The following is a 12,731-nucleotide window of genomic DNA, read 5'->3' as shown; positions in this document are numbered from 1 at the left end:
GATAAGCGCTTTTGCGTCCGGCGATGCCGGGTGCAAGCTTCCAACGTTCAGGAGATATGACATGACCAGCAAGAACACAATTTGCCTGTGGTACGACCGTGACGCCCTTGAGGCCGCGACCTTCTATGCCAAGACGTTTCCCGACAGCTCGGTCGGCGCGATATTCCATGCGCCGGGTGACTATCCTTCCGGCAAGCAAGGGGATGTCCTGACGGTCTTGTTCACCGTCGCAGGTATTCCCTGCATGGGGTTGAACGGCGGCCCAGCCTTCAAGCAGACCGAAGCCTTCTCTTTCCAGATCGCGACGGACGACCAGGCCGAGACCGACCGCTTGTGGAACGCCATCGTCAACAACGGCGGCCAGGAAAGCGAGTGCGGCTGGTGCAAAGACAAATGGGGCGTGTCATGGCAGATCACGCCGCGTGTGCTAACTGATGGCATTGCGGACCCCGACCCCAAGGTGGCCAAGCGCGTGTTCGACGCGATGATGACGATGCGGAAGATCGACGTCGCTACGATTGAGGCTGCGCGCAAGGGCTGAACCGGCCTTCCGGCTGCCCTGACTGGGCGCGGCGCTTCGCCCGCAAATAAAAAACGGCCCCTGGAGGCCGTTTTTTTTGTCACTGCGTGGTCGGTGGGGGCCACTTGAGGTTGACGAGCAGGTAGACCCCGATGATTGTTCCGATGGGAAAGCCGAGCAACATCAAGCAGCCAATCACCATGGAAGACGTTCGCGCCCAGGGCGCTGCGCGGGCGGCGCCAAACGCGATCACACCATGGGCGATGCCGAGCATCAGGATGAACAGAATCGTCCCCATGACGGACGCTGAGTTGCTGCCAAAAATAGCAATAAACCCGAGACCGATCACAGCGTAGAGAACGCCGAGCCCGATGTGCGCGCTCATGCTGCGAATGTTGTCTGGCACGGTGGCTTTTTTGACTTGTTTGAGTGTTGCCGTTTCTATTGGTGTTTCCATTCGTGTTCCTCCCTTTGAACAGGAGGACTGTACCAAGGCACTCAAACTCCTGAGTGTCTGGCCGGGGAAAGAAGCGTTTCGCATCCGGCGTTCACTGCGGTGCGGATCGGACTGAGTACTCAGCGATACGGGCCATCGTCCTACACCTGCGAAGAGTCAGCGGCCTAGCATGAAGACACCAGCAATGAAAAGCCGCCACAGTGGACTCATCTCCCAACGGTGGCATTTCATTCTCGTGAAGAAGGGTTGGATGGCGTGATACAGCGGCATTTGCTCTTCACACCTTCATCAACTGTCTTAAGGAGATTGACATGATCACCATCCAACGTAGCGCGCTTTATGCGGTGGTAGTGGCGGGCTTTGCAGGCCTGGCCGGTTGTAGCGGCATGACGACGCAGGAACGAAACACCGCGATCGGCGCAGGTGTGGGCGGCGTAGCCGGCTCGGCCCTGACGGGCGGTAGCGCTCTGGGCACCATTGGCGGCGCCGCAGCCGGCGGCGTCATCGGGCATGAGATCAGCAAGCCGAAACGGTAAGCTGAATTAAAAAAGGGCGGCCCTTTCGCGGGCCGCCCTTCTTCCCTTCTTGACTGGCTGGTTTTGACTGGTCAGTACTAGCCCTTGAAGCTCACGCCAACTGCGGCAGGTAGCTGGGCCTTGCGGCAGTCAACCCGGCCTTCACTTGCTGGGTAGGTTCGTCGCCCAGCACTTCGTCCGCACCTGCTTCGAGGCCGTCGAGCGCGCGCTTGACGATGTCTTCCGGGCTGGACTTCTGCACGTCGAACTCACGGATCAAGTCGGTATCCACATAGCCCATGTGCAAGCCCAGCACCTGCGTCTTTTGGCTTGCAAGTTCATGCCGCAGCGAATTGGTCAGCGACCAGGCTGCGGACTTGCTGGCCGAGTAGGCCGCCAGTTCACCGCCGTTCACCCACGAAACGATAGACAGCACATTGAGCAGACCGCCGCCGCCGTTGGCCTTGAGCACGGGCGCGAAGGCCTTGCTCATGCGCAGCACGCCGAAGAAATTGGTCTCCAGCATGCGGTGGGCGACGGCTTCGCTGTCGGCAGCGAGGAAGCCGCCGGGCTGGCCGACGCCGGCGTTGTTGATGACCAGGGTGACATCGGACGCCAGCTTGGCGGCGGCGGCCACTTCTTCGGGCTTGGTGACGTCAAGCTTCAAGGCCTGCACGCCGGGCAGCTTGACGGTGGCGGGGTCGCGCGCGCCGGCGTAGACCTTGCTGGCGCCGCGGGCCAGCAGCTCACGGGCAAAAGCCAGGCCGATGCCGCGATTGGCGCCGGTGACGAGGACAACAGCATTTTTGATTTTCATAAGGATCTCCAGGTTGGGAAGAAATAAACAGGTTTGGGAAAATGGGTGAATGGAGCTGACGGGGGTCAACAGCGGATTTCAGGCGGAACGGGCAGTTTCATGATTTTTGCGTTTTCTTTGATTTCGTATGATGTATGTCATATGTAGAGGTGAACGGAAAAAACAAGAGTGGTGCTTGTATTTCGATGAATTCAGGCGGCCGTAGAAGACGCGGGAGCCGCCGGCGCTGGCGTCAGGTGCTTGACCGCCGCTTCGCACAGGCTGTCTGCCAGCGCGGGCTCGTCGACGGCGCGGGCCAGCAGCAAGGCACCGACCATGGTGGCCACCGTCACCAGCGCTTTTTCATGCGCGCCGGGCTGGCCCCAGTCTGGCGACTGGCGGGCGACCAAGTCAATGGTTTCCTTGATGTGCCGGGTGGTGGCCCGGCGTACTTCAGGCGCCTGGCGCGGCGTTTCCGAGCCCAGCGCCACCAGGGGGCAGCCGGTCTCAACCTGCTCAATGTGCTCGCGCGAGAGGTAACCGCGGAGCATGGATTCCAGCACCTGGTCCGAGGGCGCGCGAGCCACAACGCCCGCCGTGACGGCAGACGCCTCGGCGCAGGCCCGGCTCGCGGCCTCGGCCAGCATGGCCTCGCGCGAGGCGAAATGGGCGTAAAACGCGCCATGCGTCAGGCCGGCTTCTTTCATGATGTCGGCCACACCTGTGCCGTCGTAGCCGCTGCGGCGTATCGCCCGCGCGGCGACGGACACGATGCGCTCGTGTGAGGCCTCTTTGGCGGCTGCTCTGGCATTGATTTTGGTGTATGCTGCGTTTCGCATGATGCATATCATACATCATTGAAGCAAAACATGCAGGCCGCAAACCGCCGGCCCGGCCGGCACCGGGCGAACGCCGGGCAAGGCCCCGCTACGGCAGCAGGCCGAGCCAGTGCAGGGCCAGCAGCACGATGCGCCACACAAGGTGCACGGACACCAGCGCGCCTGCGCCCAGCAGCAAACCGAGCAGCAGCTCGCGGGTGCTCGATTCAGCCGGCGTTTCGTCGCGGGTGGACTCGAGCTCAAGGGGGATGTGGATGGATGTATTCATGCGATACATCTTCAAAGCCGGCATGCGGCACGGTGTCGGCAGACACCTTTTTCTTACTTCGGCGGCGGCCTACAAAAATATCCTGCAAATGAAGGAGGTACACCGTGCCGGACAAGCAGGAAAGCACCGTAGAAGCCAAATCGCGCCGCAGTGAGGGGCGATGACGGAGTTGATTTGCTATCAAAAGGGTAGCTAATTCCGCTCTATCTCATTGGCTTGGAGCCACTTGACTCCCAATTTTGCGGCTTTTTGGGCCAGGGCCCGAGGAAGCCTGGCCGCAGCGTGGCATCAGGAAACGGGTTTTTTCGCCGCTTCAAGTTCAGTTTTGGCGGCTTCGAGCTTGGCCTTCTGGCGAGCGATCTTGTCTGCCTTGCCTTTTTTCTCGGCGCGGGCCAGGTCTTTTTCCAGCGCCTTGACTTTGTGCTCGGCCTTGCGGATGTCGGCGTCACGCGCGGCCGCCAGCGAAGCGTCGGTGCAACCGGCCTTGTTGGCTTTCAGCGCCCGCTCCAGCCCTTTCACCTTCTCAGGATGGCCATTGGCCTTGGCCTGCGTAATCTCGGTTTCAATGCTGGCGCGCTTGGCCTCGCAGGCGGCCGAAGGCGTTGCCGCGCCGGCAGTGGCGCTACTGAGCGCCAGCAGGCTGGCGAGGGTGATGGTGGCGAACGTGATTTTCATAAGACTCCCTTGGTAAAAACTGGCGGGCAGACGCCCGATGACAAGGCCCCGTGACAAGGGCGCGGAAAAAAGCGTCGAAGAAGGCGCTTCAAAGAATCCGGTTAAACCACAGCAGCGACAAGCTCGCCGACACCAGCGCGAAGGCTGCGGCAACCAATGCAAGCAAGCCGGAGATTTCGGTTTCTTTTTTCTCGATGGCCAGGCGTGAGCTGAGCGTTTCGTAGACCTTCTTCAAATCCGCTGCAGTGCCGGCATAAAAGTACTCGGCCTGGGTGGTGCGGGCGATGCCTTTGAGGGTTTCCTCGTCAAGCTTGACACGCATGGACCATCCTTCAAAGCCGATGGTTTCGCCGTCTACCGTGCCGACGCCGACGGTGTAGACGCGCACGCCGCGGTCAGCGGCCGCTTTGGCGGCGTCTAACGAATCAACGCCGGTGGTTCGCTGGCCGTCGGTCAGCAGGATGATGGCGCCCGAGGTGTAGGAGCCGGGGGCGACGGGAACGAACTCTTTCTTGGCGTCTTTGTCGGGGTTCAGGGCCTGGTCGATGGAGGTGCCGCGCGGTTTTTCGCGGCCGTATTGCATGGAGGCCAGGTCAATGCCGGCGTCGGGGAAGAGTTCGGCCAGCGAAACCACAATGCCGTTGCCAATCGCCGTGCCGCGCTGCAGCTGGAATTTGTCGATGGCGACGACCAGGTCTTCGCGGCTCAGCGTGGGCTGCTGCACGACGGAGGCAGTGCCCGCAAAAGCGACGATGCCCACGCGCACATTGCGCGGCAAATCGGCGAGAAAAGCCTTGGCGGCGTTTTGCGCGGCGACCAGGCGGTTGGGCAGCACGTCGCTGGCGCGCATGCTGCCGGATACATCCATCGCCAGGATGATGGTCTCGCGTTGCGAGGGCAGGCTGATCACGGCAAAGGGGCGGGCGGCGGCTATCAGCATGGCGGCTATGGACAGCAAAAACAGCAGCGGCGGCACATGCCGGCGGAAACCCTGGCCGCGGCCCATGGCCTCGCGCACGATGGAGAGGCTGGCGTAGCGCAGCACGTTTTTCTTTTTGCGGCGCAGCAGCCAGATATAGATCAGCACCAGCAGCGGAATGGCCAGCAGCAGCCACAAAAATTCCGGCCACAGAAAGGTCGGCAAAGGCAGTTTGGACATCGGAGTGGTGAGCCAGCTGAAGTTCATGGTGAAAAGTCCTTGGCAGCGTCAGGCCGCGTGCTTCAGGTGGGAGGGCAAGGCGCCGGCTCCACCGGAGAGGCGGCTGCGGCGCTTGCGCAGATCGGTGAAGCGCATGATGGCGTCGACCAGATTGTCGTCGGTCGAGAGCTCCAGCGTGTCGACGCCGGCGCGCGCCAGTGACTGCCGCAGCTCGGACTCGCGCTGGGCCGCGATGCGGGCAAAACGTTTGCGAAAGCCCGCGTCGTGCGTGTCGACCAGCAACTGCTCGCCGGTTTCGGCGTCGCGGATAGGGATGAGGCCGAGGTCGGGTAGGTCCAGCTCCAGTGGGTCGAGCAGGCGCACGGCCACTACTTCATGCCGGCGGGCGAGCTGGCCCAGGGGCTTTTCCCAGCCAGGCTCGGTGATGAAGTCGGACACCACAAACACGGTGGAACGCCGGCGCACCAGATTGGCGGCGGATTCGAGCAGCTCGTGCAGTCGTGTGGGGCCGAGGATGCTGGTTTCGGGCCGGGCCTGCAGGGTGTGCAGCAAATGCAGCACATGATGGCGGCCGCCGCGCGCCGGGATGACGGCATCCACTCCGGAGCCGTAGAGCATGGCGCCCACACGGTTGCCGTGGCGAGTCAGCATGCGCGCCAGCACGGCGACAAATTCTGCCGAGACATTGCGCTTGCGCAGCTCGCTGGAGCCGAAGTCCATAGACGGGCTCAGGTCGAGCAGAAACCAGGCGCTCATTTCGCGGTCTTCGGTGAAGACGCGCACGTGGGGCTGCTGCAGCCGCGCCGTGACGTTCCAGTCGATGTGGCGCACGTCGTCGTGGTGCTGGTATTCGCGCAGGTCGGCCAGATCCATGCCAGCGCCGCGCAGCAGCGTGCGGTAGTCGCCCTGCAGCAAGCCGTCGAGCCGGCGCAGGACAGTCCACTCCAGCCGGCGCAGGAGTTGTTCTGCGCTGGCGGCTGCGGATTTGACTGGTTCAGGCGGCGAGTTTTTCATGCTCGAGTGGTTTAGCGGGCGGCGGAATCTTGGCCATGATCTTCGCAACCAGGCCATCCGCGGAGAGACCTTCAGACAGGGCTTCATACGACAGCACCAGCCGGTGGCGCAGCACATCGGGCACCAGGTCCGTCATGTCTTCAGGCAGCGCATAGCTGCGTCCGCGCAGCAAGGCCAGGGCGCGGGCGCCCTCGGTCAGGTTGATGGTGGCGCGCGGGCTGGCGCCGAAGGTGATGAAACGCTGCAAGTCTTTCAGCCCGTGTTTGGTCGGGTTGCGGGTGGCCGAGACCAGGCGCACGGCGTACTGCACAAGGGACGGGTCCACATAAATGCGGCGGCACTCGGCCTGCAACGCGGCCAGTTGCTCGGTGGTGGCCACGGCGCTCACGGCCACGGCCGGGCCTGTCACGCGCTGCACGATGACGAACTCTTCTTCGTCGGTGGGGTAGTCCACCAGCACTTTCATCATGAAGCGGTCGACCTGCGCTTCGGGCAGCGGGTAGGTGCCTTCGGTTTCAATCGGGTTCTGCGTGGCCATGACGAGGAAGGGCTCGGGCACCTTGTGCGTGGTGCCGGCAATCGTCACCTGGCGCTCCTGCATCACTTCGAGTAGCGCGCTCTGCACCTTGGCCGGTGCGCGGTTGATTTCATCCGCCAGCAGCAGGTTGGTGAAGACCGGGCCAAGCGAGGTGCTGAATTCGCCGGTCTTCTGGTTGTAGATGCGGGTGCCCACCAGGTCGGCCGGCACCAGGTCGGGCGTGAACTGGATGCGCTTGAAGTTGCCCTGCACCGTGTTGGCCAGGGTCTTGATGGTCAGCGTTTTGGCGAGACCCGGCACGCCTTCAACCAGCAAATGGCCCTGCGCCAGTATGGCGACCATGACGCGCTCCAGAAAGCGGTCTTGCCCTACCACCACACGTTTGACCTCATAGAGGATCTGCTCCATGAGCTGCGCGGTGTCCTGGTTGGCATTGGTGTTCACGGGGGCGGAGGCGGTCTGTTCCATGCGTCGATTTCCTTGGGAAGGGATGTGGTGTCAGAAAGGCGGCATGCCGGCGGCCGAGGCAGCGTTTTCAATCGGCACCGCAAAACCTATGCCGACAAAGGTGCGCTGCTGGTTGGGGTTGAAGATCGCGGTCACGATGCCTATCACTTCGCCGTCCATGGTGACCAGCGGGCCGCCCGAGTTGCCGGGGTTGGCGGCGGCGTCGAACTGGATCAGGTTGCTCATCATCTGCTTGCCTTCGGGCGAGCGGAAGTTGCGCTTGAGCCCGGAGATCACGCCCTGGGAGGCCGAGGGGCCTATGCCGAAGGGGTAACCCACGGCCATGACCTGGTCGCCGGGCGCCAGGTCTGCGGTGGAGCGCATGGTGGCGGCGATCAGATCGTCGGGAATCTTGTGGGCCTGCAGCACGGCCAGGTCGTTTTCAGGCTGCACACCGGTGATGCTGGCGGTGGACTCCAGCCCGTCGGCAAAGGTGATCTTGATGGTCTGAGCGCCCTGCACCACATGCAGGTTGGTCAGGATGACGCCCTTGTCGACGATGACCACGCCGGTACCCACGCTGGTGCGTTCGTTGTCATCCTTGCCGTCCTTGTCTTTGCCCAGCCCGGTGATGCGCACGACAGACGGGATGATGGTGTCGTAAGCCCGTGTGCCGGGTGAGGGCAGGACCGTCGTTTCCAGCGTTTTGAGTACGGCGGCGTTGATGTCTTCCTGCGTCAGCTTGCGGGCGGGGTTGCGCAGCGGTGACGAAAAGCTGATGGCCAGCAGCAGGGCCAGCAGGCCGACGACCGACCAGAGCAAATACAGCTGGTTTTTGGCCAGGCGTTTGGCCAGGCGGGCGGCGCGGGGGAAACGAGAAGGGGGGGAAGGTGCGGAAGAAGGGTCCGCCGTGTCGGCGGCCTGGCCGGGCGGCTGCGCGCCGGAATCATCCGCGGCCTGCGCCGGACGGTTTGAACTGCTGTAGAGGGCTGGCCTGCGCATCCGTTCACCTGTGAGGTCAATGTCAAAACCGGGCTGATACAGCGCCACCGTATCACGATTTCTGACTCCATGCACGCGATTTGGGTATCGGGCTGGAGCGGTTTGTAAAGCGGTACTGGTTTTCACTCCCTCTCCCGCTGGGAGAGGGTTGGGGTGAGGGCCAGCGGCGGTAACCACGCCACTTTTTCGTGCACGGGCCGTGGCCCTCACCCCCGCCCTCTCCCAGAGGGAGAGGGGGCAAAACCTGCACGGGATTCTCAGCGCCCGGCGTCGTCGGCGGGCTTGCGCAGCAGGGTTAATGCCAATGCGGCCGAGGCCAGCATCAGGAAGAGGCTCACGGCATTGAGCACCGGCGTGGCGCCCTCGCGCATGCGGCCGTACATCATCACGGTCAGCGGCGCGTCCGAACCGACCAGCATCAGCGTGGTGTTGAAGTTCTCAAACGACATCAAAAACGAGATGGCGCCCGCGCCTACGAGCGCGGGTTTCAGGTAGGGCAACGTGATGGTGGTGAAGACCGCCGCCCGCGAGGCGCCCAGGTTGTAGGCGGCTTCTTCCAGCGTGATGTCAAAACGTTTGAGGCGCGCGGTGATGATGAGGGTGGCAATGGAGACGATATAAGAAAACTGGCCTATCACCACCAGCGGCAGGCCGGGCCGCAGGAACTCAAGCTCAAGCCCCCACATGTCGTCGGCAAACTGCGCCATCCGGCTGGCAAAGGCCAGGATGGAGATGCCCAGGATGACACCCGGAATCACCAGCGGCGCCAGCATGAGCATGGACAGCACCTGTTTGCCGGGGAAGCGGCCGCGTTCAATCAAAAAGGCGTTGGTGGTGCCGACCAGCACCGCCAGCAAGGTGACCCAGCCGGCCACCACCACGCTGGTCCAGAGGCTGGCCAGCATGGGCCCGTCGGAAAACAGGCCGGTGCGCCCTCCCTTGCTGCCAAAGAACCAGTCCAGCGTGAAGCCGCGCCAGGGCGGCGCGGGATAAGGCGCATCGTTAAAGGCAAACACTGCCACCACCACCAGCGGCAGGAAGAGGAAGGCGAAGAAGGCCAGGGCATAGACCACCGTGCCGGCGCGCAGCCAGGCGGGGCGGGGCAGGGAGGCGATCATGCGCTTGCTTTCTTCATGAGCGCCTCATGACTTCGCCGAACTTCTGGCCAGTTAGTTTGAGGCCTATCCACACAATGGCGGTCGACAAACCCAGCAGCAAGAAGCCAAACGCTGCCCCTTGCTCCCAGTTAAAGCGCGTGATGAACTGCGTGTAGATCTGCTCGGTAAACCACAGCGAGTTCTTGCCGCCCAGCAAAGTGGGCGTGAGGTAGTTGCCCAGCGTCAGCATAAAGACGACGATGCAGCCGGCCAGGATGCCGGGCGCGGCGTGCGGAATCACGATTTGCCGCAGGATGGACGGGCCGTTGCCGCCCAGGTCGTAGGCGGCTTCTATCAGGGTGTCGTCCAGGCTTTCGAGCGCGCTGATCAGCGGCACCACCATAAACAGCATGGAGGTATAGACCAGGCCGACCAGGATGGTGGCGTCGCGGTAGAGCAGCTCGACCGGTGCGGCAGTGATGCCCAGTTGCACCAGCACCGCAGGCATCACGCCGGATTCGCGCAGCAGAATCATCCAGCCCAGGGTGCGCACGGTTTCGCTGACCCAGAACGGGATCAGGCACATCACCAGCAGCAGCGACTTGGCCCGCCCGCGCACCAGCTTGGCAATCGTCCACGCGATGGGAAAGGCCAACAGCAAGGTGATGCCGGTGGCCAGGATGGACATGAGGGCGGTGCGCACAAAGGTGTGCCAGTACAGCGGCTCCTCAACAAAGGTGCGGTATTGCGCGAAGCTGGGCGCGTACTGCCGGGGCGCGATGCGTTCGCGCAGCGACAGCACAGCCAGGTCGATGTGCGGCAGCACGATCAGGCCGACCAGCCAGATGAGGGCCGGCGCCAGCAGCAAAAGCAATATCAGCCGGGCCTGCGCCGAGGTGGAGCCGGAGCCCGTTGCGGGTAGCGCGACTGCAGCCTGCATGGTGCGCCGCTACACCGCACCGAAGCAGACAGCCTGCTCCGGATCAAAACTGAAGGCCACGGTTTCGCCGATGCGCAGGTCGGCAAAGCGGCCGGTCTGCGGCAGGGCGATGCGGAACTCGGTGCGGCTGGCGCTTTCGCGCAGCAGCACGGCCGAGTTGGCGCCGTCAAACAGCAGGCTTTCGACCTGGCCGGCGTACACGGTGTGCATGGCCGGCAGCTCGGTGGCGTCGCGCGCCAGGCTGATGGCCTCAGGCCGCACAAAAGCCTGCACCGCCTGGTTGGTCTGGACGCGGCCGGCGGCGCGGGCGCGCATGGCCAGGCCCTGGCCGGTGGTGAGCGCAACCACTTCGCCGGCCTCCGCAGCGGCAACACCGGTGGTGCCCGTCAGCTTGTTGTTGGCGCCCACAAAGCCCGCCACAAAAGGCGTTTGCGGCTGGTAATAAAGGTCTTGCGGCGTGCCGACCTGCTCAAAGCTGCCGGCGTTCATCACCGCTACATGGTCAGACAACACCAGCGCTTCAGACTGGTCGTGTGTGATGTAGACAAAGGTGGTGCCGAAGGCCGCCTGCAACTGCTTGAGTTCGACCTTCATGTGCTCGCGCAGCTTCAGGTCGAGCGCGCCCAGGGGTTCGTCGAGCAGCAGCAGGGTAGGCTCCAGCACCAGGCTGCGCGCGATGGCCACGCGCTGGCGCTGGCCGCCCGAGAGCTGGTCGACGCGCTTGTCCTGCATGCCCGGCAGGCTCACCCGCTCGAGCATCGCGCCGACCTTGGTGGCGATGTCGGCGCGCGAAAGGCCGCGCCGCGCCAGGCCGTAGCCGACGTTTTCGCCGACAGACATCATGGGAAACAGCGCCAGGTGCTGGAACACCATGTTGACGGGTCGCTGGTTGGGCGGCACGCCGTTCATGGGTTTGCCGCCTATGTGGATCTGGCCCGCATCGGGCGACAGAAAGCCGGCGATCATGCGCAGCAGCGTCGTCTTGCCGCAGCCCGAGGGGCCGAGGATGGAGAAGAAGCTGCCGCGCTCCACGGAAAAGGACAAGTCCTTGACCGCGGGCTGGCCGGCGTAGGTTTTACCGACGTGTTCGGCTTGAAGGTCTGCGTGCACCGGTGATGGGCCGGTTGCCGTTTACTGTGCGGCCTTGACGCGGTCGAGCACGCGGCCTTCGATGTCTTCGATGCCGGCTGGCACTGCGGGATACCACTTCACATTCTTCAACGCAGCTTCAGGGAAGCTGGCGGCGAACTGGGCCTTCAGCTTGGGGTCAGCCAGCTGGTCAGCGCCCTTGGAGGCAGTGAAGTTGCCGGCAGAACCCGCGACCTTGGCGGCGATTTCAGGGCGCATGTTGAAGTTGATCCAGGCGTAAGCGGCGGCGTCGTTGCGGCCCTTGGCGGGAATGGCGAAAGTGTCTATCCAGCCGAGTGCGCCCGATTTGGGGGCGATGAACTGGATTTCAGGTTTCTCGGCGTTGAGCTTCCAGCCGCCGGTGTCCCACATCATTGCGCCCACCACTTCACCGGCGCGCATGCCGTTGAGCAGCTGGTCTTTGTTATCCCAGTAGAACTTGATGTTGCTCTTGCAGGCGATCATGGTCTTGCCGACTTCGTCCATCAGCGCACCATAGGCTTTCGGGTCTTTGTAGAGGGCAAACGGATCTTTGCCGGAAGCGAAAGCAAAGGCCAGCAGCGTGGGGCGCTTGAGGCGCACGGCGGTCTTGCCCTTCACGTCGGCCTTGCAGAGGTCAGGGTAATCGGCCATCTTGGCCAGCTTGGTGTTGACGACCAGGCCGTCAGTGCCCCAGATGTGCGGCAGGCCGTAGACCTTGCCGTCCAGTGTGGTGTTCTTTTTGGTGGCGTCCAGCATGGAGGGGATGAAGAGCTCGGACTTGATCTTGCTCAGGTCCATGGGCTTGTAGATGCCGAACTCCTGCTGCGGGCCGGTGATGCGGTCTTGCGAAGGTTGTGCCAGGTCAAAACCCGCGCCGCCGGTGGCGCGCAGCTTGGAAATCATCTCTTCGTTGTTCGAGAGGGTGAGTTCGACGTCGATGCCGGTTTCCTTCTTGAACTGCGCCACGACATCGGCCGGCACGTAGTCGGCCCAGGTGATCAGGCGCAGCTTATTGTCTTGCGCCCAGGCGGCGCCGGAAAGGCTTGCAGCAACGAGACCGGCGCCGAAAATCTGGCTCATCAGGCGGGATAATTTCATTTGGCTTTCCTTGTTTTGTCGGGTTGACGAGATTGACGGGAATTGGCGAGAAGAAGGCTCGTTTGAAAACGAACCAGAACGAACAGGGTCAAACGGGAAAACGAAAACGGGCGGCGAAAATGCAAACAGCATTTCCCAAAAAAAGCATAGCGTGTCCCGATTTCATTTCTGTGTCAACATCTTCAGCAGGCTTGGCCGGTTTTGTTTTTTGCCCCTCCCGGCCTGGTGCACAGGGGGTTTCCCTCTCTTCCTTCTT

Annotated in this window: 15 protein-coding genes; 2 read left to right on the top strand and 13 right to left on the bottom strand. The window is 62.8% G+C overall.

Annotated elements, in window-relative coordinates:
- The first annotated feature begins 61 nt into the window (after positions 1-61).
- Complete coding sequence (locus BM408_RS07970) at positions 62-541, top strand: VOC family protein (protein ID WP_092128755.1); 480 nt, start codon at positions 62-64, stop codon at positions 539-541.
- Between the two features lie 79 nt (positions 542-620).
- Here the strand turns inward: BM408_RS07970 and BM408_RS07965 are convergent, their stop codons facing one another.
- Positions 621-977, bottom strand: a complete 357-nt coding sequence (locus BM408_RS07965) for a hypothetical protein (RefSeq protein ID WP_092128753.1) — start codon at positions 975-977, stop codon at positions 621-623.
- Positions 978-1,288: 311 nt separating this feature from the next.
- Here BM408_RS07965 and BM408_RS07960 point away from each other — a divergent pair, with 311 nt between their 5' ends.
- Positions 1,289-1,513 carry a glycine zipper 2TM domain-containing protein gene (locus tag BM408_RS07960; RefSeq protein WP_092128750.1) on the top strand — a complete coding sequence of 75 codons (225 nt, stop codon included), beginning with the start codon at positions 1,289-1,291 and terminating at the stop codon, positions 1,511-1,513.
- Between the two features lie 91 nt (positions 1,514-1,604).
- Here the strand turns inward: BM408_RS07960 and BM408_RS07955 are convergent, their stop codons facing one another.
- From BM408_RS07955 to BM408_RS07900, 12 genes are all read right to left on the bottom strand, one after another.
- Positions 1,605-2,309 carry an SDR family oxidoreductase gene (locus BM408_RS07955; protein WP_092128748.1) on the bottom strand — a complete coding sequence of 235 codons (705 nt, stop codon included), beginning with the start codon at positions 2,307-2,309 and terminating at the stop codon, positions 1,605-1,607.
- A gap of 191 nt (positions 2,310-2,500) precedes the next feature.
- Positions 2,501-3,139: a TetR/AcrR family transcriptional regulator gene (locus BM408_RS07950; protein ID WP_092128745.1), complete on the bottom strand. Its 639-nt coding sequence runs from the start codon at positions 3,137-3,139 to the stop codon at positions 2,501-2,503.
- A 76-nt stretch (positions 3,140-3,215) separates the two neighbouring features.
- Positions 3,216-3,395 (bottom strand): hypothetical protein, encoded by a 180-nt coding sequence (locus BM408_RS07945; protein WP_139237318.1) that lies wholly within the window; start codon positions 3,393-3,395, stop codon positions 3,216-3,218.
- Between the two features lie 288 nt (positions 3,396-3,683).
- Complete coding sequence (locus tag BM408_RS07940; RefSeq protein ID WP_092128741.1) at positions 3,684-4,070, bottom strand: DUF1090 domain-containing protein; 387 nt, start codon at positions 4,068-4,070, stop codon at positions 3,684-3,686.
- 88 nt (positions 4,071-4,158) lie between these two features.
- The gene (locus BM408_RS07935; protein WP_175541722.1) at positions 4,159-5,256 is read right to left on the bottom strand and encodes a VWA domain-containing protein; all 1,098 of its coding nucleotides are present in this window, start codon (positions 5,254-5,256) and stop codon (positions 4,159-4,161) included.
- A 21-nt stretch (positions 5,257-5,277) separates the two neighbouring features.
- Positions 5,278-6,243: a DUF58 domain-containing protein gene (locus BM408_RS07930; RefSeq protein ID WP_092128739.1), complete on the bottom strand. Its 966-nt coding sequence runs from the start codon at positions 6,241-6,243 to the stop codon at positions 5,278-5,280.
- Entirely contained in the window at positions 6,224-7,249 is a 1,026-nt protein-coding gene (locus BM408_RS07925) for an AAA family ATPase (RefSeq protein ID WP_092128737.1), read from the bottom strand. Before BM408_RS07925 ends, BM408_RS07930 begins: the two co-directional genes overlap by 20 nt.
- A 30-nt stretch (positions 7,250-7,279) precedes the next feature.
- Entirely contained in the window at positions 7,280-8,230 is a 951-nt protein-coding gene (locus BM408_RS07920; RefSeq protein WP_092129482.1) for a S1C family serine protease, read from the bottom strand.
- 257 nt (positions 8,231-8,487) lie between these two features.
- Positions 8,488-9,348: an ABC transporter permease gene (locus BM408_RS07915; protein WP_092128734.1), complete on the bottom strand. Its 861-nt coding sequence runs from the start codon at positions 9,346-9,348 to the stop codon at positions 8,488-8,490.
- 13 nt (positions 9,349-9,361) lie between these two features.
- Positions 9,362-10,267: an ABC transporter permease gene (locus BM408_RS07910; RefSeq protein WP_092128732.1), complete on the bottom strand. Its 906-nt coding sequence runs from the start codon at positions 10,265-10,267 to the stop codon at positions 9,362-9,364.
- 9 nt (positions 10,268-10,276) lie between these two features.
- Entirely contained in the window at positions 10,277-11,377 is a 1,101-nt protein-coding gene (locus BM408_RS07905) for an ABC transporter ATP-binding protein (RefSeq protein WP_092128729.1), read from the bottom strand.
- Between the two features lie 21 nt (positions 11,378-11,398).
- The gene (locus BM408_RS07900) at positions 11,399-12,475 is read right to left on the bottom strand and encodes an extracellular solute-binding protein (RefSeq protein ID WP_092128726.1); all 1,077 of its coding nucleotides are present in this window, start codon (positions 12,473-12,475) and stop codon (positions 11,399-11,401) included.
- Between the last annotated feature and the right edge of the window lie 256 nt (positions 12,476-12,731).

It is taken from the genome of Polaromonas sp. YR568 (assembly GCF_900116715.1).
In the GTDB taxonomy this organism is placed as follows: domain Bacteria; phylum Pseudomonadota; class Gammaproteobacteria; order Burkholderiales; family Burkholderiaceae_C; genus Polaromonas.
This window is presented reverse-complemented; position numbering and strand designations above follow the sequence as displayed.

Bases quoted from the DNA above. Each gene is read 5' to 3' on its own strand.
- BM408_RS07925 (WP_092128737.1), bottom strand. From the start codon at position 7,249: ATGGAACAGACCGCCTCCGCCCCCGTGAACACCAATGCCAACCAGGAC.
- BM408_RS07960 (WP_092128750.1), top strand. From the start codon at position 1,289: ATGATCACCATCCAACGTAGCGCGCTTTATGCGGTGGTAGTGGCGGGC.
- BM408_RS07970 (WP_092128755.1), top strand. From the start codon at position 62: ATGACCAGCAAGAACACAATTTGCCTGTGGTACGACCGTGACGCCCTT.
- BM408_RS07965 (WP_092128753.1), bottom strand. From the start codon at position 977: ATGGAAACACCAATAGAAACGGCAACACTCAAACAAGTCAAAAAAGCC.
- BM408_RS07915 (WP_092128734.1), bottom strand. From the start codon at position 9,348: ATGATCGCCTCCCTGCCCCGCCCCGCCTGGCTGCGCGCCGGCACGGTG.
- BM408_RS07930 (WP_092128739.1), bottom strand. From the start codon at position 6,243: ATGAAAAACTCGCCGCCTGAACCAGTCAAATCCGCAGCCGCCAGCGCA.
- BM408_RS07940 (WP_092128741.1), bottom strand. From the start codon at position 4,070: ATGAAAATCACGTTCGCCACCATCACCCTCGCCAGCCTGCTGGCGCTC.
- BM408_RS07935 (WP_175541722.1), bottom strand. From the start codon at position 5,256: ATGAACTTCAGCTGGCTCACCACTCCGATGTCCAAACTGCCTTTGCCG.
- BM408_RS07955 (WP_092128748.1), bottom strand. From the start codon at position 2,309: ATGAAAATCAAAAATGCTGTTGTCCTCGTCACCGGCGCCAATCGCGGC.
- BM408_RS07920 (WP_092129482.1), bottom strand. From the start codon at position 8,230: ATGCGCAGGCCAGCCCTCTACAGCAGTTCAAACCGTCCGGCGCAGGCC.
- BM408_RS07950 (WP_092128745.1), bottom strand. From the start codon at position 3,139: ATGATATGCATCATGCGAAACGCAGCATACACCAAAATCAATGCCAGA.
- BM408_RS07945 (WP_139237318.1), bottom strand. From the start codon at position 3,395: ATGAATACATCCATCCACATCCCCCTTGAGCTCGAGTCCACCCGCGAC.
- BM408_RS07910 (WP_092128732.1), bottom strand. From the start codon at position 10,267: ATGCAGGCTGCAGTCGCGCTACCCGCAACGGGCTCCGGCTCCACCTCG.
- BM408_RS07900 (WP_092128726.1), bottom strand. From the start codon at position 12,475: ATGAAATTATCCCGCCTGATGAGCCAGATTTTCGGCGCCGGTCTCGTT.